The sequence below is a fragment of the Paracholeplasma vituli genome, assembly GCF_025446935.1.
GTDB lineage: Bacteria > Bacillota_I > Bacilli_A > Acholeplasmatales > UBA5453 > Paracholeplasma > Paracholeplasma vituli.
This window is the reverse complement of the sequence record NZ_JAOEGN010000005.1, coordinates 88,547-108,655: the sequence shown is the minus strand read 5'-3', so window position 1 is coordinate 108,655 and position 20,109 is coordinate 88,547. Positions and strand designations below refer to the sequence as shown.

Sequence of the window (20,109 nt, the reverse complement as noted above, 5' to 3'; positions counted from 1 at the left end):
TTATACGCATAAGGATGTGAAAAAATGAACTGGCAAGAATTCTTTTCATTTAAACTAGAACTGGGATACCTCGGCATTTTTTTTGCGGGAGTAACCTTTGGCTTTATGTTCTTGTTGATGTTCTATTTCTATACCATATTACAAGCACAACGGAATAAGAACTTTTACAAAAAAGCAATTGAACCGGATATTGACGCAGAAGAAATCAAATTGTTGATTAAAGATGCACAAAGTCAATTTAAGAATAAAAAAGATCGTGAATCGATTGGGTTGGTTAACCACCTCAAAGCAGTATCTTTAGAATTATCAAAAGATATCGCAACGAAGTTTTACCCATCTTCGAAATACCCTCTATTAGAACTAACCATTCAAGAAACACTTTTATTAGGGCACTATATCACTGATCGTGTGGATCGTTTGTTCGATGCGAAACTATTAAGAATCTTTAGAGGCAAAACGTTAGCATCTATCATGTCTCTTTATGAAGTCAAAGAAAAAGTCGATGATTCAACTGTGATGAAAGTTGAGAAGAAGCTTAAAGTGCGTAAACGGATTGGCGATTTCTTTACAGCGATGAATATTGCGAACCCAGCCTTTTGGATCAAAAAGGTCACCGTCGACAAACTGACTGAAACCATAACTATCAAGATTTGTTTAGCCATTATTGGTATTGTTGGAGAAGAAACCTATAAGATTTACAGTAAAAATGTATTTCAAGTCGAAAAATCCATTGATACAGGTGTCGACAGTATATATGATGAAATTAAAAGAGAAACCGAAGAGGAGGACCTTGATGATGAGCCTATTCAACCGTAAACCTTATGCCGAGTTTATTCGTAAAGATTTTCAAGGGTTTAAAATCCATCAGTTTGTAAAAATTGAAGGCCTAAAACAACAAGGCCATAAAAAGTTCAAATCGTCTGAATTCATTTCTCCGATTTTTGGTTTGTCTGTAAAAGACGAAACCGTAGCACCATTCATTATTAGAAATACAGGGGATGTTAAAAAACGCTATGATGCTTTTAGAACAAAGCCAATGACAGATTTATCCGAATATGCTGAATTTAAATCGACCATTTTAAATAACCAAGCTAGAAAAGATATTTTTGGTGAGGATGTTGTGGTGGATCAAAAACGTAAGTATGAGGATGAACGCAAGAAACCAGTTCCACTTGAAGTCCCATTCATACAAAAGAAAGAAGCCCCAACGTTTACCAATCCAAAACCTGAACGTGTCGTATTTGAGGACAAAGTATCCTCAAGTGATTTCGAGTATATCGAAACCAAACCGACCCCTCAAACGGTGGATACGATTAAAAAAACCGATGTATTATTCGAACGTTTCAACCCTTCAACAACAGATAATCCAGTAGTAAATGATGACTTTAAGTATACTAAACCAGAACCAGTGACAGTTGAGAAAACCTTTAAAAAACCTGTAGAGGAGACACCTAAACCAAGTTTTGTTAGACCAAGTCGACCATACAAATTTCCAACTGTCGATATGTTCTCGAAGGTTCTTCGTGACCAAGACGCGAGACCCGCTTGGTTGGTTGCTCAAGAATCTACCGTGAATGAGACACTCTTACAGTTCTCAGTGCCAGGACATGTCCATAACATTACCAAAGGGCCAACCGTTACACGTCATGAAATTGAACTAGAACCAGGTGTAAACGTTAAAGAAGTGAATCGCATCAAAGATAACTTAATGATGAACTTAGCAGCGAAATCATTGCGTATTGAAGCACCAATCCCAGGAAAAGCCTATGTCGGTCTAGAAATTCCGAATGCAGTCCCAGAAATTGTTGCATACGGTAACGTTGTTGATCACCCAGATTTTATCGATGATAATTCACACCCATTAAAGATTGCTTTAGGGGTCGATATTGATGGCAGAAATATATACGCTGACATCGCGAAGATGCCTCACTGCTTAATCGCTGGGGCTACTAACTCCGGTAAATCCGTTTGTGTCAATACCATCATCGTATCGTTATTGATGAAAAACCATCCAGATGATTTGAAATTCATTTTAATTGACCCGAAAATGGTCGAATTAGCGGTTTATAATGATTTACCACACCTAGTGACACCTGTGATCACAGAACCCAAAATGGCAGCAACAGCGCTCTCTTGGGCAGTAGGTGAAATGGATAAACGTTTCTTACAGTTCGCTACGAATAGAGCCAAAGATATCAAAGGTTATAATGAGCGAGTGAAAGAAGATCCATCCTTAGAAAAGATGCCATATATCGTCATTGTTATTGATGAATTGGCAGACCTAATGATGGTTTCAGCAAATGATGTTGAAGAAGCCATCCAAAGACTCACTCAAAAAGCCCGTGCTGCAGGTATTCACCTGTTAGTTGCAACCCAACGTCCGACCACAGACGTTGTCAAAGGTACCATCAAGGCCAACATTCCTTCACGTATCGCATTTAAGGTTGCTTCTTATGTCGACTCCACCACCATTTTAGATGGTGCAGGGGCAGAATCCTTATTGGGTAAAGGTGATATGCTTTTTAAAGAAGCTGAACGTCCAATTCGTTTACAAGGCGCTTTCTTAAAAGATGCGGAAATTGAACGCGTAACAGACTTTATTCGTGATCAAATGCCACCAAATTATCTATTCGACCACGATTCCTTAAGAACCTTTACCATTAAAAAGGATACGGCAGCTTCAGATGACTTACTCTATCCGGTTGCTCAATTTGTTGTTAGAGAAAATAACGCCTCCATCAATGCCATTCAAAAAGAATTTGGCGTTGGTTTTAACCGTGCCCAACGCATAGTTGAACTGTTAGAAGAACAAGGTATCGTCTCTAAGAATGAAGGTACAAAAGCACGCCAGGTATTGGTAACTATGGCAGAATTGGAAAATATGCTATGACACTGAAAGAACTCAATAAACGCATTCAAAACGATCCAGATTCAATTGATATTAAAACTGAGCTCAACCGCCGTATGACGCTTAAAGGAGCCACACTCAATGTGGTTTCTTTATTGATATTTGGTGTTAGTTTAATCTATACTATAAAAGCGTATCCAACCTTTACCGAATTTTTTCAAAAAGTATTATTACTAGTTCTAAGTGGACTCCTTGTTGTTGTATCAGCCTTATTTTTATTCTTTCTTAAAAAAGGGCTCAAAGGTGACAATAAAGTGCTTTATAAACAGTTTAAATTGATCGATACCATCCAGTTTTTCTCTATCAGTTTGATGATCGTTTTACACATCATTACGTTTTATGTATTTACCGCTGAAGTATTTCAAAGTTCGATGCAACCCACACTTCAAGAACACGACCGTCTCATTGTATATCAATTTGATTACACACCAAGACGTAATGATATTGTGGTGATATATATTGATGAAACCTACTATGAAAACCTAGATGAAGCCCACTATGTTAAAAGAGTGATTGGTCTTCCAGGGGATACATTAGTGCTAAATGCTTCAAATCAACTGATAGTTAATGGTAAAATTGTACAAGAAGTACCCTCGACTTATAGAACTTTTGTGAATGAATTAATTGACAGTTTAGAGGGTGGCGTGATCCCTGAAGGTTTTTACTTTGTATTAGGTGATAACGTTCAAAATTCTCAAGACTCTAGAACGCTCGGATTAATTCGCGTACAAGACATCAAAGCGAAAGTCATTTTTAGATTTTTCCCGAAAGTAGGTATTATCGATTGAAACAAGTACAATGGTATCCTGGACACATGTCCAAAGCCTTAAGAGAAATCAAAGAATCGTTAAAACTCGTCGATATCGTGTTTGTATTACTCGATGCGAGATTACCCGAATCTTCGATGAATCCAAGACTCCAAGAAATAATTGAAAATAAACCAGCCCTAATTCTATATACCAAGTCTAGCTTAGCAGACCAAAAAGAATTGAATAAATGGCTGGCACATTATAACAATCTAGGTTTAAAAGGGCTCAAAATCGACGCAATTACAGGCTTAAATATCAATAAGATTAAAGATGCGACCCTAGAGATTTTAACTGATAAACTCGAACGTGAAAAACGTAGAGGCATTCAACCACGAGCGATTCGTACAATGATTATTGGGATTCCGAACGTTGGTAAATCGACTTTAATCAATACATTATCTAAGAAAAAAGCAGCTAAAACTGGGAACACACCCGGTATTACTAAAGCACAACAATGGATTAAGATTTCTGAAGACTTTGAACTCTTAGATACACCCGGTGTATTATGGCCTAAATTCGATGACCCAACAACTGGGTATCACCTCGCACTTAGTGGCGCGATTAAGGATACGATTTTACCGAGTGAAGAAGTGGCTGTTTATGCCCATCGATTCTTAACTCAATACTACCCTGAACGATATAAAAAACGCTATGATTTGACTGAGTTATCGGATGTAGCCAACACATTCGAAATGATTGGTAGAAAACGTGGTGCTTTAATAAAAGGTAACCAAGTAAACTACGATATGGTTTACGATATTATATTAAGAGACCTTCGTGATGGAGCTTTTGGAGGGATTACCTTTGACCGATTTAAATCTATTTGAATATGAGGATGCGCTTTATGAAAAAGGCATCCTATACATAGCAGGCACCGATGAAGCTGGCCGTGGACCTCTCGCAGGCCCTGTGGTCGCTGCAGCAGTGATTTTAAAAAAAGGTGCTAAAATTGAAGGTGTGGATGATTCAAAAAAATTATCCGACAAGAAACGTAGAGCCTTAATCGATACCATCAAAAAGGAATCACTTGCGATTGGTATTGGTATCGTTTCGCCTCAAGAAATTGACCAAATCAACATTTATCGGTCCGCTAAAACGGCGATGGTATCTGCAATTAAAGCCTTAAAGATTAAACCTGAATACATCTTAGCGGACGCGATGATGTTAGAAGATGAACTTGGTATACCCACTGAATCGATCATCAAAGGCGATCAAAAATCGGCGAGTATTGCCGCAGCGAGTATCGTTGCTAAAGTTACTCGTGATGAATACATGATTGAAATGGATAAACTATTTCCGATGTATGGATTTAAAAAGCACATGGGTTATCCAACGAAAGCGCATATCGAAGCCATCGAACAGTATGGTATCTGTCCGATTCATCGTAAAACATTTGAACCCATCAAATCGATTATAAGGGAGAAACTATTATGACTTTTTTAAGAATACTTAAACGCATAGCCATCGTGATTCTCTTTGTTATTGGCTTTTTTGTAATCCTTGAATCGAGCCCTAAAGCACTATCGTATCAAACAGAAAATCCATGGATCAATCACACAAATCGTCCTTGGATCATTCCTCATGGTGGTGCTAAAGCACTCTATCCTGAAAACACAATTTATGCTTTTAATCAAACTTCACAATACGATGTATTTGAAGTTGATTTAACTTTAACCAAAGACAATATATTAATCTCACACCATGATTTAGACTTACGTCATGATTTGTTACTAGAAGACTTAACAGAGGATTTAGTCATCCGAAATTTAACCTATCAAGAAATCATCGATCGTATCGTTGCTAACGATTACCCTTATGTGAGAGCCTTCAAAGATATTGAGGGTCAAACACCATACGCAACCCTAACCGATCAAACTATCCTAGATCAGATGTTGCCGATGAAGTTAGTGGACTTATTCAATACTTATCCGACTAAACGTTACATCCTTGAAATCAAAGACGTACGTACCGATGAAGAAGACACCTTCACCATCGCAGCGAACGCACTCTTAGAATTGATTGAAGTTTATAACATGAAAGACCGCGTCATGGTTTCCTCGTTTTCTGATGAAGTAATCGAACACTTCATGGCACTATCGAATCATGAAATTCATACATCCACCGCAACCAGTGAAACGCTCAAAATGGTCTTATTGTCAGCTTTTTCTGTAGATTTCTTATATCGACCAAAATACGCTGCAATGGCTATACCAATCGACTCATCCTTATCTGATGGTCAAGGCAAACTCATTGCAAGTCTACCTTCATTCATACGTAGTCGAATTGCGAGAGAAATCAATGGACAATGGAGTACGAACCTCGCTCAGGCTTCGCTCGTTAATGACGCCCATCGTCACAACATGTCTGTCATTTTTTGGACAGTAGATGATGAGGCAGATATGCGTAAATTAATCAAACTCGGTGTCGATGGCATCATTACTGACCGCCCGGATCGATTAGAAGCGCTTTATTTGGAATTGGGTATATAACTTAAAATGTGAGGATTCCACGAATTCTCACATTTTCATTAATGATAACAGTTTATAAATAAGGTATATGGTAAAATTATAATAAGGAACTTGTTATAAAGGTGATTATATGGAACAAACACGCCTACAAGACTCAATTAAACTTCATCAAATTGGACCGATTAAAACCGATGAACAGCTGTTATTCAACGGTTATTTATACGTGTCCGAAAAGTCATCTATTTTAGTTGATTTACCATCTTCGGAATGGGTAGTTGCTTATAAAGAACGGATTGAAAAAATCAAACCTTTACAAGAAATTCAGTATTTGATCCTAGCACACCCTCATTTCGCCATGGTATCTGCTGTTCGCACAGTCATTACTTTGGGGTTTACTGGAACTCTCATAACGAACCGATCACTTTCTAAGCAATTAACTCAAAATGGTATTAAATTGCCAATCCAAACCATTGAAAAAAATGGACAATCAACTGTATGTAGAAGATTTTAAAATCAATTTTATACCCATTCATTTTTTACCTTTTCCACAGGCTTTTGTCGTTTATGAATCAGAAACCAAATCACTTATATCGAATACACTATTTTCGAGTATTGCAGTCGATAAGCCTTTAGACCCAATTCAACTAAAACAGGGCATATTTGCCTATCATAAAATGAACCTACCGTCCTCTGAATATATTAAAGACCCGATTAGACGCATACGTCAACACGAGATTGATGCGATCTGTCCAACGTATGGATACATCATCGAATCGAATATCGACAACTGGATTGAGTATGAATATAAGCTGGATTTTTATAACACAGGTCAAGTCTTCAAGTACAACGAAGAATTCGTTAAAGAATTTAATTATATCGAAATCATTAACCACATGATTAATCAATTGAATAAATCTGTGGATACCGAAGAAATCATTGAAACCTTTTCAAAATCTGAATTCATATTGAGTGAAAAACCACTCGAAATGGTCGATTCAACACATGTTGGCTATAAGTTATGGCACGCATTTTTTGAATATGTGTATGCGAAAAAAGGAACCGTGTGGTTAACCATCTTAGAACCTCTTATTTTACGCTATCACAACATTTTCGGTCTCAGTTTACCAGCAATTTATGTATCTCAAATGCGTGAAGTTACCGAACAAAAAGAAGTTCTTGAACGCGATAAAAAAACATTAGAACAAAACCTCGAAAAACTCGAAGCTCAAATCGAAGAGACGAAAGATGCATTACTTCGATGCCCAATTACTAAACTTTATATTGAGGAGGTCTTTAGAGGATTACTCAAAAAAGAAATGGAACATGCTGCTTTTAGAGAAACAGAACAAGGTTTTATCTTAATTCAGTTAGACCAATTATTTGATATTAATAAGCGTTATGGTAAAGAAACTGGGGATGAGGCCATCCGTAATTTAGCCTACATTATTGGTCAAGTTGTCCCTGAAGGTACACGTATTTTTAAACAAAATGGGCCTGGGATTTTGGTGCATACAACCACGGATAAGAAGTCACATATTATTGATTTAGCAGTAAGAATTCGAAACGCCGTGAAAGACGCGACGTTCTTCATTGAAAAAGTGACAGTATGTGCTTCAATTGTTTATTTTTCAGAACTAAATCCTGTCTTAACCGATGACAATAGGATTAAAGAAATCTTCATCTTCTTAGACCAACGCATGAGATTGGCCCGTCAAACTGGGTTTGGTGAAGTCATTGATAACAGTACAGCCTTACCTACATTAAGAGAGGGGATTATTTTGCTAGTTGATGAAGACGAAATGAATCGTAATATGCTCGTTCGCGTCTTTAATCGTCTCAATTTTGATGTCAAAGCAGTTACCAATGTAACCGATGCTTTAGCCGTCTTAAGAGAATATCCAATTGACATTGTCATTTCAGAAATCAACTTATCCAAGATGGATGGGTTCAGTTTAAAGCGTGAACTCAATGAATCTAAAACCTACGCTAATATTCCATTTATCATGGTATCTCACAATAAAACAGTGGAAAATATCCGCCGTGGAAACATGCTAAATGTCGATTTGATTATCGAAAAACCCATCATCCCTGAAGAACTGATTGGGCATGTGAAGCGTTTTAGAGAAAGAAGGTAATTCAGATGTTCGATCCCATTACCCTCTCATTTTTAGTTTTTTTTGGATTGGTGTTTGGTCTAGTTTTTATGATTATGATCCAAAAGGTCCGATACAGTCACCTCAAACAAAAACACGCGGATGCGAGAAACTACCTATTTAAGAAATACTTTGACCAAGAAGATGTCCGTTTGAAAACCTCAACGCGGTTCTTTTTTGATGCGTTTATTGATATTGAAACACAAATCACGATTGAGGATTCGATTCGTAGTCGAATCATTCTAGACCTTGAAGCACTGAAATTTACCCAAAAGCAATATAAACGATTAAACCGTTTATCACCTTATAAAAGAAGGGTTGCGGTTGCATACCTTCAAACGCTGAGAACCCAAAAAGCAAGAAATGCCCTTCAAAAAAGACTTTATATTGAAAAGGATGATTCAGTCCGCTTTTATATTATTTATGCCTTAAAAGAACAACTAAACAGTGAAGACTTTGAATTCATCATGAAGACGCTATCAAAGTCCAAAGCTTCATACCCGCATTGGATTTATGCAATCCTTAAAAATCAAGTTGAAGTGATTAAACCCTTTCTTGACGCTTATGAATTCGATAATCGAATCCCAGTTAAGCAGTTCATGTTATATTTAGCCAACCACATTTATAATGACCGCTTAAAAAACTATGCAATCGAACGATTCATGGACCCAAGTGAAATTGGTAGTATACGTAAAGAAGCCCTTAAGGCATTGGCGAACATGTATCCTGAAGAGTTAGTCTCTGATATCTATCTTGAGCATACGGATGAAACCATCCGCAAAATGGCAATCCGAGCTTGTTCAACTGTAGTGACCTACGAAATGGTAGAGAACTTACTCAACCATATGGATGGATCACTCATGGATTTAGAACGGGCGAATGCGTTATCGAGAATTGTATTTGACTCAAAAAAACTCCTTCTAGATGTGCTTGAGTATTATCCTAGAGCAAAGAATGATTTTCAACGCATGGCGATTTCAAGGGTATTGTCACATCATTTTGACTACATTATGCTTAAACTGAAGTCCTCACAGTACCCCCAAGTTAAAGATATTCTAAAAGATATTTTAAAGATGCATATTGTAGAAGATTTGATCGATTTTGTAAACTACAATAAAGACCTAGAAGTCGAAAAAGTATTGATTGAATTAATTAAAACGTATGCTACTCAGGACAAGTATCTATTAGATGAGTTCTCGATCTACTTGAATCAAAAGATATTGAATAAGATGGGATTAATCAAAAAACCACTTCCAACATCAATTCGTGAGAAGTCTCCATTTGAACTTGATAAAGTCCTCTGGATCAGTTTTTGGATTACGTTATCAATCGCAATTTTCCCAATTTTGTTTTTCGCACTCAATTTCAATCTTATTTTGAGTGGCGCACCTCTACTTGATATTTTCATGGTTGAAATGAACCGATACTTATCGTTTTACTTTATAACTATTAATAGTATTTATTTAATCTTGATGCTGGTATCGATCAAAGGCTCAAATGAACGGCTATCGATGTGGCAAATTAAGAAGCAAACTTTGTTGTTTGAACACGATTTGTTACCTTCAATTTCAATTATCGCACCAGCCTATAATGAAGAGAAAAGTATCATTGAAAGTGTCACTTCCTTACTCAATCTAAAATACCCTAAATATGAAGTTATTGTTGTGAATGACGGTTCTAAAGACGATACGATTGGGACGTTGGTTCGTCACTTCGAACTCGAACGTAAACACCCGTTTTTCCCAATCAAACTACGTACCAAACCGCTGCGAAGTGTTTATGTGTCTAAACAAATCCCGAATTTGATTGTCATCGACAAACAAAACGGGGGTAAAGCGGATGCGCTCAACATGGGCATTAATGCAGCCAAAAACGATTATGTTTGCGGGATTGATGCGGATTCATTATTAGAAGAAGATGCACTCTTAAAACTCATGAGTATTACCTTAGATGATGCGACAAACCATATTGCGATTGGTGGAAACATTGTACCTGTGAATGGTTCGGATGTGGATAGAGGCAAAATCGAACGTAGTGGACTGGCTAAAAACCCTTTGGTTCGACTTCAAACTTTAGAATACCTCAGAGCGTTTACCACAGGACGTGTCGGGTGGTCTAAACTCAATAGCTTATTGATCATTTCAGGTGCTTTTGGACTATTCAATCGCCATGCCTTATTAGATACGGGTGGTTATTTAACCATCAGTGGAGACTTAAAGAAGGATACTGTGGGTGAAGATATGGAATTGGTTGTGAGATTAACCCATAAAGCCATCCAAAATAAAGAATCCTACCGTGTTGCTTATGTCCACAATGCGAATTGCTATACCGAGTTACCCTCTGATTTAAAGTCTTTACTCAAACAGCGCAATCGTTGGCAGAGAGGTTTATTAGATATCTTAAGTTACCACCGTCGAATGCTGTTCAATCCAAAATACCGTCAGCCAGGTTTATTGGGATTCCCTTATTTCTTTATCTTCGAAATGATGGGCCCATTTATTGAACTTGTCGGGTATGCGGCATTACTATCTAGCTTACTTTTAGGGTTACTCAATGTGAATTTAGTGTTATTACTATTTTATGCAACCATCGGGTATGGTATAATCATATCCTTAATTAGCTTATGGATTTCTGAACGTCAAAGTGACTTTTATCGATTTAAAGACATTTTTATTTTAATTATACTTGCGATATTTGAGAACTTTGGTTACAGACAATTGATGAGTTTACACCGAATTCGTGCAACCTTTGCGGCCCTTAAAGAGAACGGGTCTTGGGGAAGTCAAGCGCGAACAGGATTCAATAAGAAGTAGTCCTGCTTTGGATTGCTTCTTTTATTTTTGGATTACGTTTGACCTAGGGTGATGATGTGAATTTTCATATATATTTTTAAATAATATATATCAAAAAATAGGGGGTGTTTTCTTCTTGACAGTGTTATACCCCGTATATATAATTATAGAAAGTGAAAGAAGTGGATTAAATGAAAACAGTGATCATTGTAGAATCCCCAGCCAAATCCAAAACAATACAACACTATTTAGGTAGCGAATATATTGTAGAAGCGTCGGTAGGGCACATCCGGGAACTCGCTAAAAACGGACCTGGTGGTTTGGGTGTGGATGTAGAAAATAAGTTTAAAGCAACCTATAAGGTCGATAAGAAACATGCTCAAATTGTCAAGGATTTGATTAAAGTAACGAAGAACAACCGTGTCCTTCTCGCAACCGACCCGGACCGTGAAGGGGAAGCGATTGCTTGGCATATCGCCGATGTTTTAAACCTAGATTTAAATGAACCCAATCGTATTACTTTTAATGAAGTAACTAAACCTGCGATCATCAAAGCGATTGAACAACCGCGGAAAATCGATATGAATTTGGTTAAATCTCAAGAAACAAGACGTATTTTAGACCGTATCATCGGCTTTAAATTATCACCATTGCTTCAAAAGAAAATTAAGTCCGAATCAGCAGGTCGTGTTCAAAGTGTCGCTTTGAAATTGATTGTCGATTTAGAAAAAGAAATTGAAGCGTTTGTGCCACAAACGTATTTTACGATTAAAGCGAAGTTCTCCAAATTTGAGGCTGACTACACCAAGAATAAAGATAAAACACTTGGGTCAGTAGAAGAGTTAAATGCGATAATTGAAAAGCTCAATGGTCCATTTAATGTAACAAAAGTCAATTTACGTAAACGAAGCCGTCAAGCTCAACCCCCGTATACTACCTCAACTTTTCAACAAGATGCGGTATCTAAATTGAATTATACGCCTTCAAAAGCGATGGGGATTGCTCAAGAACTCTACCAAGGGATCAAAATTGGTGGTAGTGAAATCGGTTTGATTACTTACATGCGTACAGACTCTGTTCGATTAAACGATGATTTCATCAAAGAAGCCCAATCGATGATTGAAACTGTGTATGGCCCCAATTATGTAGGGAAGATTAAAACCAAGAATACGGAAAATATACAAGACGCCCATGAAGCGATTAGACCGTCCGTATTAGAAATGACACCTGAATCACTCAAAGGTGTTTTAACCGATGAACAATATAAGATTTATGAACTCATCTACCGTCGTGCTGTGATGAGCTTAATGGCAGATGCACAGTATGAAGAACAATCGGTTGAACTCGAAAACCAAGGTGAAGTGTTTGAATATGGTGGATCTAGGCTCTTATTCTTAGGTTTCCATAAAGGTAACCCAGAATATAAGGAAAAGTCTTCAACCATTCTAGATTTAGAAGTTGGGAAAAGGCTTGAAGCCAAAGAAATCATTCATGAAGAGAATCAAACCAAACCGAAGTCGCGTTATACTGAAGCGAGTCTTATTAAGGATATGGAAGAGTTTGGCATCGGTCGTCCATCGACTTACGCGGAAACAACGCGAACTTTACTCGCAAGAAAATACATTGAGAAGAAACAAAAAGCACTGGTTCCTACTGAACAAGGTAAGCTCACTATATTAGAACTGGACAACTATTTTTCAAACATCATCAATACACAATATACAAAAAAGATGGAAACTGTCCTTGATAACATCTCTAACGGAGAGCACGATAGTGCAGAAATCTTAGATGGTTTCTACCACAAGTTTATCGCTTTAGTGAAGCATGCGGATGAGCATATGGAAAAACGCAAACCAACCGAAGTTGGACGTGATTGTCCGCTTTGTGGAGCCCCTTTAGTCATTCGTAAATGGCGAAAAGGTGAATTTATTGGGTGTTCAAACTTCCCACGTTGTAAGCATACTGAAAATCTTACTTAATTCTTAAGTTTCATTTCTTTACAATATGTAGATAGCATGATAATATAAAAATAGATAGCAATATCGAAATGGTGTGTACCCCGACACACCTTCCCCTAACCCCCCTTCGACAACAAGGGGGTTTTTTTCGTTTCGTTTGATATCCGAATTTAAACCGCATATAATGTAGTTAAATCGTAGGAGGATTAAAGATGAAAACATTTAAACAAAAACCCATTACTGTTTTAGGACAACCCCTTAAAGTTGGCGACCTCGCACCTGAGTTCAATGTCGTGGATAATAATTTAGAGGCTAAACACCTTTCTGATTTTAAGACTGAAACCATCGTATTAAACGTAGTACCATCTCTAGATACTGGTGTTTGTTCATTACAAACACGTAAAATCAATGAACAATTAGCGAGTTATAAAGACATTACCGTACTTACCATCTCGAATGACTTACCCTTTGCACAACGCCGTTGGTGTGGAGCAGAAGGTTTGGATAACATCATTACCCTATCAGACTACCAACAACTTGATTTCGCTTGGAAATATGGCGTTCATATTGAAGAATTGAGATTACTTGCGAGATCCGTATTTGTCTTAAATGAAAACCGCGAAGTAGTCTATGTTGAATACTTAGACGAAATGTCGCAACACCCGAATTACGATCAACTATTCGCATTTCTTAATGGATTTCTGAATCAATAATGGCTCTAAAAAAGCCATTTTTTTTCACCTTTACGTATGTAGATATTTAGAACTATGTTATAATAACATCTAGGAGTTGAACCTATGGGCTTTTTTAAAAATTTATTCAAAAAAAATACAAAGAAAAATGAAAAGTATGCACTTGGATTACACAAATCGAAAGAGGTTTTGGGTAATTTAAAGCGATTAATTGAACAAAACCAATCCTTAGGGGAAGATTTCTTTCTAGAACTTGAAGATATCTTTATCCAAGCAGACCTTGGGGTCGACACGGTTTTGTATTTTATTGATACCTTAAGACGTAAGATGAAATTAAACAACGTGACTGACCCGAAAGAGATTGAAGAGATGATCGTGGATGAAATGTTCAAAATCTACCTTCAAGATGAGATCGTCATCGCTGACTTGGATTATGTCGATCATGAAACCAATATTTACCTCATCGTGGGTGTTAACGGCGTTGGGAAAACCACTTCGATTGGAAAACTTGCACACCAACTAAGATTAGATAAGAAGAAGGTCTTGGTTGTAGCTGGGGATACCTTCAGAGCCGGAGCCATTGAACAATTACGCGTTTGGGCAGAACGGGCTAAAGTGGATTTTTTTGCGAAAGAACCAGGTTCTGACCCGTCATCAGTCATTTATGATGCGTTGCAGAAAGCCAAGAAAGAACATTATGATGTCATCTTATGTGATACCGCAGGTCGTCTTCAAAATAAAGTGAATCTTATGAATGAACTCGATAAAATGCGTCGAGTCATTGAAAAAGAAATGCCAAATGGTTTACGTGAAACCCTCTTGGTCATTGACGCGACCACAGGTCAAAATGGCTTAAAACAAGCTGAAATTTTTAAAGAAGTGACCAAAGTAACAGGCATCATCCTGACTAAAATGGATGGATCTGCGAAAGGTGGTATCGTCTTAGCGATTAGGCATCTTTATAAATTACCGATTAAATACATCGGTTTAGGTGAAAAAATCGATGATTTAGTCCTGTTTGACATTGAAGAATACATCTACGGTTTATTCGCAGACTTCTTCGGAGCAGAATAATGGACCAATTAGCCAAAACAGAACGACTCAACCAACTCTATGAACTTTATGGCGTATTGTTGACCGATAAACAACAAGCGTATTTTGTTGCGTATTATCAAAATGATTTCTCATTAGCAGAGATTGCGAGCGAATTTGGAGTCTCCCGTAATGCTGTGTTTGATCAGTTAAATACTGCGATTCAACACTTAGAAAACTATGAAGAAAAACTGAAACTCTTGATTCGTAAAAATAACCGCTTAGATTTACTTAAACAATATGAACAAACTGGTGATGTTCAATATTTAGAAAAACTAGCAGAAATGGATGACGTATAATGGCATTTGATAGTTTAAGTAGCCGTCTACAGATGGCAATGCGCCGTATAACCGGCAAGGGAAAATTAAATGAAACCGATATTGATGAAATGATGCGTGAAGTCCGCTTATCCTTATTAGAAGCGGACGTTAACTTAAAAGTCATTCGTCAATTTACCAATAATGTCAAAGAGAAAGCTTTAGGACAAAAGATTTTATCGGGATTAAATCCGGGACAACAAGTTGTCAAAATCGTTTTCGATGAACTCAAACGTGTCATGGGTGATGAAACGGTTGGTATCAGTTATAAAGCCTCAGGGTTAACCACCATCATGACGGTGGGTCTGCAAGGTACAGGTAAGACAACTGCAATCGGTAAATTGGGTGCTTTTATCCGTAAAACAGAGAAGAAGAAAGTCATGTTTATTGCAGCCGATATTTATCGTCCGGCTGCGATTGACCAGTTGATGACCTTAGGGAAACAACTCGATATTTTTGTCTATCAAGAAGGTTTGATTAAAGCCCAAACCATTGTCAAAAATGGATTGAAGTATGCGAAAGATAATTTATATGACGTTGTAATCATCGATACCGCTGGACGTTTAAATATTGACGCTGAGATGATGCAAGAACTCATTGACGTAAAAGAAATTGCGAAACCAGATGAAATACTACTTACCGTTGACGCGATGACTGGTCAAGTAGCAGCAACCGTTGCACAAAGTTTCCACGAACAGTTAAACACTACGGGTGCAATCATTACTAAACTCGATGGGGATACACGTGGTGGTGCCGCTTTATCGATTCGAGAAATCTCACAAATTCCAATTAAATTCGCATCCAATGGCGAAAAAATGGATGCATTTGAAGTATTCCACCCTGAACGTATGGCCTCCCGTATTCTAGGGATGGGAGACGTTTTAACCTTAATTGAATCCGCTACCCAAAACATCGATGAAGATGAAGCCATGGACATGATGGAAAAGATGATGTCAGGGACTTACAACTACAATGACTTACTCAAGCAGTTTAAGATGATTAAACGCATGGGTTCTATTTCCAAAATCTTAGGCTTTATACCTGGGGTTGGAAAATATAAAGATGCTTTGAATAATGTCGATGACAAACAGTTTGAAAAAATGTCTGTCATCATCCATTCCATGACTGAAGCAGAACGTAAAAATCCAAAATTAATTGAGGATTCCTCACGAAGAAGAACCCGTATTGCCAATGGTGCAGGGGTTCAAGTTGCCGATGTTAACCGTTTAAGACAAGCGTTAGACCAACAAAAACAAATGGCGAAACAAATGTCAAAAATGTCTGAATCTGACATGAAAAACGTTCAAAAAGACCCGTCTAAGTTGATGCCTCAACCCAAGATGAAAAAAGGAAAAGGCAAAAATAAAGGCCAATTTAGATTCTAACTAACTTGGCTTTTTTTCTCTTAAAAGGGGATTTACCCACAATATTGGTGGAAAAGTATTCGAAATGTATATGTTAAAATACATATAAGGGAGACAATTATGCAAAAACTAATTTTGATTGATGGGAACTCTCTATTCTTTAGAGCCTACTACGCTACAGCCTATACTGGCGGCGAATTAATGAAAAATAAACAAGGGGTATATACCAATGCCCTTTTTGGCTTTATCAACATGGTCGATAAGATTTTACAACAGCCTTATTCTCATGTGTTGGTTGCCTTTGATACCAAAGAAAAAACCAAACGTCATGAAGCGTTTGATGACTATAAGGCGGGAAGACCACCAATGCCACAAGAAATGGCACAACAAATCCCTTTGATTCATCAATATTTAAAAGAACTCAACATCAAGGATGAATCCTTAGCGGGTTATGAAGCCGATGATATCATTGGTACTTTATCCAAAGAAGCTGCTGATTTAGGCTATGAAGTAGCGGTCTATTCCTCTGACCGTGACTTGTTACAGCTCATCAATGACAAAGTAACCATTCATTTACTTAAAAAGGGTGTCACAGATATTGAGGATTTAACCCCAAAAACCTTCTTTGAAAAATATGGTCTACACCACAGCCAAATGATTGATTTAAAAGCACTCATGGGTGACCCATCCGATAACATTCCAGGGGTTCCTGGTGTCGGTGAAAAAACGGCAGTTAAACTTTTACAACAATATGAAACCTTAGAAAATATACTTCAAAATAAAGATCAAATTTCAGGTAAACTAGGTGAACGTATTCGTGAAAACGAAGATAAAGCCATTTTATCCAAGATGCTCGCTACCATCGATTTGAATGTACCGCTCGATTTTAACTTTCATGACTTGGAACGCAAACAGATGAACTATGAAGGTTTAGTCAATTTCTATAACGAAATGGATCTGCATGTATTCATCAAAAAACTCAATAAACCAGTTGAAACCAAAGATGATTTCATCACCAAAATCATTACCGACCACGATCAGTTTAGTACCATATTAAAACCAAATATGGCCATTCATATTGAATTGGCTGATTTTAACTACCATACCTCAGACATCATTGGGTTTGGTCTATCGGACGGCGAAACCAATTACTTTATTCCAAAAGACATAGGGCTCGCATCGATAGACTTTCAACTCTACTTGAGTGACCCCTCAATACCTAAACTTACCTACGACCAAAAAGCATTTAGGACTGCTTTAAAGTGGCTTGGATATGACCTGCAAGGGGTCACATTTGACCTTTTATTATCGAGTTATCTCATTCATCAAAAGATTGCGAAAGAAGATTTTAAAGTCATTTGTATGGCCTTTGACTATGAAGACATTGAATACGATGAACTGATCTATGGTAAAGGCGCGAAAAAAGGTTTGCCAGAACTTTCGATATATAGCCGTCATGTAGCGAAAAAGGCGAAAGCAATTTTCTCCTTACAACCGTTACTGATTGAAAAACTCAAAACCCTAGAACTCTATGATTTATTTACAAACATTGAAATGCCACTCGCGATTGTGTTAAGTGATATGGAGTATAGCGGTATTTCCGTTGATCAAAATGAACTTAAACAACAAAAGACTAATTTAAAGAACCGTATCGATACCTTAGAACACCAAATTTACGAATCGGTGGGTAAGAAGTTTAATATTGGTTCTCCAAAGCAATTAGCAGAAATCCTGTTTGTAGATTTGGGTTTAGATCCTTCAAAGAAAACCAAGACTAAGAATCTTTCAACTAACGTGGATGTTTTAAACACCTTAATCGATAAGCATCCGGTCATTCCGATGATTTTGGATTACCGTCAGTTAACGAAACTGTATTCAACCTACATTGAAGGGATTGAACAAAGTATATTCGCAGACGGTAAAGTTCATACCATCTTCGCACAAGCTTTAACCGCGACTGGGCGATTATCTTCTCTTGAACCGAATTTACAAAATATCCCAATTAGAACGGAAGAAGGCAGACAAATTCGAAAACTGTTTGTTCCTTCAAAACCAAATCATTATTTCGTATCTGCCGACTACTCTCAAATTGAACTTAGAGTCTTAGCCGATATGGCGAATGTTGCTGGATTGATTGACGCCTTTAATAAAAAAGAAGATATTCATACCAGAACAGCTAAAGAAGTATTTGGATCTGAGACTGTAACGCCTGAAGAACGTCGCAAGGCCAAAGCCGTTAACTTCGGAATCATTTACGGGATTGGCGCGTGGAGTTTAGCCGAAGATATTCATACCACTCCAAGAGATGCTCAAGCCTTTATCGATAAGTATTTAAGCATCTACCCAGAGATTAAAACATATATGGAACAAACGGTGGATAACGCAGTCAAACAAGGCTATGTGAAAACCATCTTAAATCGTCGTCGTTACATTGGTGAGTTAGAAAGTCCAATTTACGCTGTCCGTGAATTTGGTAAACGTACCGCAATGAACGCACCAATCCAAGGTTCTGCGGCAGACATCATCAAAAAAGCTATGATCGATTTACATGCTTATATTTATAAAAATAAGAAGAAATCTAGAATTCTATTACAGGTTCATGACGAACTGGTCTTAGAAGTCCCTGAGAGTGAGCTGGTAGAGATGCAAAAAGTCGTCCCTGAGATTATGTCAAAGGCAATCCACTTAAAGGTTGCATTAGAGTCGTCTTGTGATACCGGTAAGAACTGGTACGAGTTGAAGTAATATGCCAGAACTACCTGAGGTTGAAACCGTTAAAACGGTATTAAAAAACAGAATCCAAGGTTTAATGATTCGTGATATCGACGTTCATTATGAAAGAATGATGGATGAAGACACGAGAAGTGCACTCATTGGACAAACCATTTTGGATATCACTAGATTTGGCAAATACATTTGTTTTATGCTGACAGATGTAATCTTAATCAGCCATCTTAGAATGGAAGGGCGCTATTTCTTTAAGACCGAAGATGAACCTCTTTTAAAACACGAACATATTGTTTTTCATCTATCGGATGGATTATCCTTGAGATACCATGACACAAGGAAATTCGGCACCTTCGATTTGAGAACGTATCAAAACTATTTATCCACTAAACCTTTAAATCAATTGGGGAAAGAACCCTTTGATATTGACCCAAAAGCCTTTTATGAAGCCTTAAAGAAAAAGCATATTTCAATTAAAACAGCCTTACTTGATCAAACCTTGATTGCAGGGATTGGTAACATCTATGCGGATGAAATCCTCGCTCGTGTCTCGATAATTCCACATCGATATACGGATGAAATCACGCTAAAAGAAGCTAAGGAAATCGTCTTTGCAGGGATTGATATCCTAAACGCTGCTATCGCATCAGGTGGGACTACCATTCGAACATATGTTTCGCAACTGGGTGTATCTGGAAGATTCCAATTAAAACTTAAAGTCCACCAACGCGAAGCAGAACCGTGTGATACATGCGGTAGACCTATTGTGAGAACCGTCATCAACGGCCGTTCTAGTTTCTATTGTACAAAGTGTCAAAAGAGGTGACCT

The 20,109-nt window shown here is 37.5% G+C and carries 16 protein-coding genes; all 16 read left to right on the top strand.

From position 1 onward, the window contains the following. Nucleotides 1–24 precede the first annotated feature (24 nt). The 16 genes from N7603_RS03860 to mutM all read left to right on the top strand — a co-directional run bounded on the left by N7603_RS03860 (nucleotide 25) and on the right by mutM (nucleotide 20,106). Nucleotides 25–816 (top strand): hypothetical protein, encoded by a 792-nt coding sequence (locus N7603_RS03860; protein ID WP_262096032.1) that lies wholly within the window; start codon nucleotides 25–27, stop codon nucleotides 814–816. Continuing rightward, nucleotides 794–2,890 carry a DNA translocase FtsK gene (locus N7603_RS03855; RefSeq protein WP_262096031.1) on the top strand — a complete coding sequence of 699 codons (2,097 nt, stop codon included), beginning with the start codon at nucleotides 794–796 and terminating at the stop codon, nucleotides 2,888–2,890. Before N7603_RS03860 ends, N7603_RS03855 begins: the two co-directional genes overlap by 23 nt. Further along, on the top strand, nucleotides 2,887–3,696 hold the full coding sequence (gene lepB, locus N7603_RS03850) for a signal peptidase I (RefSeq protein WP_262096030.1): 810 nt from the start codon (nucleotides 2,887–2,889) through the stop codon (nucleotides 3,694–3,696). Before N7603_RS03855 ends, lepB begins: the two co-directional genes overlap by 4 nt. Before the next feature lie 26 nt (nucleotides 3,697–3,722). Beyond that, the gene (gene ylqF / locus N7603_RS03845; RefSeq protein ID WP_373425358.1) at nucleotides 3,723–4,544 is read left to right on the top strand and encodes a ribosome biogenesis GTPase YlqF; all 822 of its coding nucleotides are present in this window, start codon (nucleotides 3,723–3,725) and stop codon (nucleotides 4,542–4,544) included. After that, nucleotides 4,522–5,151 carry a ribonuclease HII gene (gene rnhB / locus N7603_RS03840; RefSeq protein ID WP_262096028.1) on the top strand — a complete coding sequence of 210 codons (630 nt, stop codon included), beginning with the start codon at nucleotides 4,522–4,524 and terminating at the stop codon, nucleotides 5,149–5,151. The genes ylqF and rnhB overlap by 23 nt, the downstream gene beginning before the upstream one ends. After that, nucleotides 5,148–6,206 carry a glycerophosphodiester phosphodiesterase family protein gene (locus N7603_RS03835; protein ID WP_262096027.1) on the top strand — a complete coding sequence of 353 codons (1,059 nt, stop codon included), beginning with the start codon at nucleotides 5,148–5,150 and terminating at the stop codon, nucleotides 6,204–6,206. The genes rnhB and N7603_RS03835 overlap by 4 nt, the downstream gene beginning before the upstream one ends. A gap of 109 nt (nucleotides 6,207–6,315) precedes the next feature. Continuing rightward, nucleotides 6,316–6,696, top strand: coding sequence for an MBL fold metallo-hydrolase (locus N7603_RS03830; RefSeq protein WP_262096026.1), 381 nt, complete (start codon nucleotides 6,316–6,318; stop codon nucleotides 6,694–6,696). Then, a complete protein-coding gene (locus N7603_RS03825) occupies nucleotides 6,665–8,320 on the top strand; it encodes a response regulator (RefSeq protein WP_262096025.1) in 1,656 nt (551 codons plus the stop codon). The genes N7603_RS03830 and N7603_RS03825 overlap by 32 nt, the downstream gene beginning before the upstream one ends. Nucleotides 8,321–8,388: 68 nt before the next feature. Continuing rightward, nucleotides 8,389–11,151, top strand: a complete 2,763-nt coding sequence (locus N7603_RS03820) for a glycosyltransferase family 2 protein (RefSeq protein WP_262096024.1) — start codon at nucleotides 8,389–8,391, stop codon at nucleotides 11,149–11,151. A gap of 170 nt (nucleotides 11,152–11,321) precedes the next feature. Next, entirely contained in the window at nucleotides 11,322–13,109 is a 1,788-nt protein-coding gene (gene topA / locus N7603_RS03815; RefSeq protein WP_262096023.1) for a type I DNA topoisomerase, read from the top strand. Between the two features lie 191 nt (nucleotides 13,110–13,300). Continuing rightward, on the top strand, nucleotides 13,301–13,801 hold the full coding sequence (gene tpx, locus N7603_RS03810; protein ID WP_262096022.1) for a thiol peroxidase: 501 nt from the start codon (nucleotides 13,301–13,303) through the stop codon (nucleotides 13,799–13,801). Nucleotides 13,802–13,885: 84 nt separating this feature from the next. Then, nucleotides 13,886–14,854, top strand: a complete 969-nt coding sequence (gene ftsY, locus N7603_RS03805; protein ID WP_262096021.1) for a signal recognition particle-docking protein FtsY — start codon at nucleotides 13,886–13,888, stop codon at nucleotides 14,852–14,854. After that, the gene (gene ylxM / locus N7603_RS03800; RefSeq protein WP_262096020.1) at nucleotides 14,854–15,171 is read left to right on the top strand and encodes a YlxM family DNA-binding protein; all 318 of its coding nucleotides are present in this window, start codon (nucleotides 14,854–14,856) and stop codon (nucleotides 15,169–15,171) included. The genes ftsY and ylxM overlap by 1 nt, the downstream gene beginning before the upstream one ends. Further along, nucleotides 15,171–16,574, top strand: a complete 1,404-nt coding sequence (gene ffh, locus N7603_RS03795; RefSeq protein ID WP_262096019.1) for a signal recognition particle protein — start codon at nucleotides 15,171–15,173, stop codon at nucleotides 16,572–16,574. The genes ylxM and ffh overlap by 1 nt, the downstream gene beginning before the upstream one ends. A gap of 99 nt (nucleotides 16,575–16,673) precedes the next feature. Then, a complete protein-coding gene (polA, locus tag N7603_RS03790; protein ID WP_262096018.1) occupies nucleotides 16,674–19,298 on the top strand; it encodes a DNA polymerase I in 2,625 nt (874 codons plus the stop codon). Nucleotide 19,299: 1 nt separating this feature from the next. Continuing rightward, a complete protein-coding gene (mutM, locus tag N7603_RS03785) occupies nucleotides 19,300–20,106 on the top strand; it encodes a DNA-formamidopyrimidine glycosylase (protein ID WP_262096017.1) in 807 nt (268 codons plus the stop codon). Nucleotides 20,107–20,109: the final 3 nt, after the last annotated feature.

Coding starts and splice junctions, on each gene's coding strand:
- N7603_RS03860 (WP_262096032.1), top strand. CDS start 25: ATGAACTGGCAAGAATTCTTTTCATTTAAACTAGAACTGGGATACCTC.
- N7603_RS03855 (WP_262096031.1), top strand. CDS start 794: ATGATGAGCCTATTCAACCGTAAACCTTATGCCGAGTTTATTCGTAAA.
- lepB (WP_262096030.1), top strand. CDS start 2,887: ATGACACTGAAAGAACTCAATAAACGCATTCAAAACGATCCAGATTCA.
- ylqF (WP_373425358.1), top strand. CDS start 3,723: ATGTCCAAAGCCTTAAGAGAAATCAAAGAATCGTTAAAACTCGTCGAT.
- N7603_RS03835 (WP_262096027.1), top strand. CDS start 5,148: ATGACTTTTTTAAGAATACTTAAACGCATAGCCATCGTGATTCTCTTT.
- N7603_RS03830 (WP_262096026.1), top strand. CDS start 6,316: ATGGAACAAACACGCCTACAAGACTCAATTAAACTTCATCAAATTGGA.
- N7603_RS03825 (WP_262096025.1), top strand. CDS start 6,665: ATGGACAATCAACTGTATGTAGAAGATTTTAAAATCAATTTTATACCC.
- N7603_RS03820 (WP_262096024.1), top strand. CDS start 8,389: ATGATTATGATCCAAAAGGTCCGATACAGTCACCTCAAACAAAAACAC.
- topA (WP_262096023.1), top strand. CDS start 11,322: ATGAAAACAGTGATCATTGTAGAATCCCCAGCCAAATCCAAAACAATA.
- tpx (WP_262096022.1), top strand. CDS start 13,301: ATGAAAACATTTAAACAAAAACCCATTACTGTTTTAGGACAACCCCTT.
- ftsY (WP_262096021.1), top strand. CDS start 13,886: ATGGGCTTTTTTAAAAATTTATTCAAAAAAAATACAAAGAAAAATGAA.
- ylxM (WP_262096020.1), top strand. CDS start 14,854: ATGGACCAATTAGCCAAAACAGAACGACTCAACCAACTCTATGAACTT.
- ffh (WP_262096019.1), top strand. CDS start 15,171: ATGGCATTTGATAGTTTAAGTAGCCGTCTACAGATGGCAATGCGCCGT.
- polA (WP_262096018.1), top strand. CDS start 16,674: ATGCAAAAACTAATTTTGATTGATGGGAACTCTCTATTCTTTAGAGCC.
- mutM (WP_262096017.1), top strand. CDS start 19,300: ATGCCAGAACTACCTGAGGTTGAAACCGTTAAAACGGTATTAAAAAAC.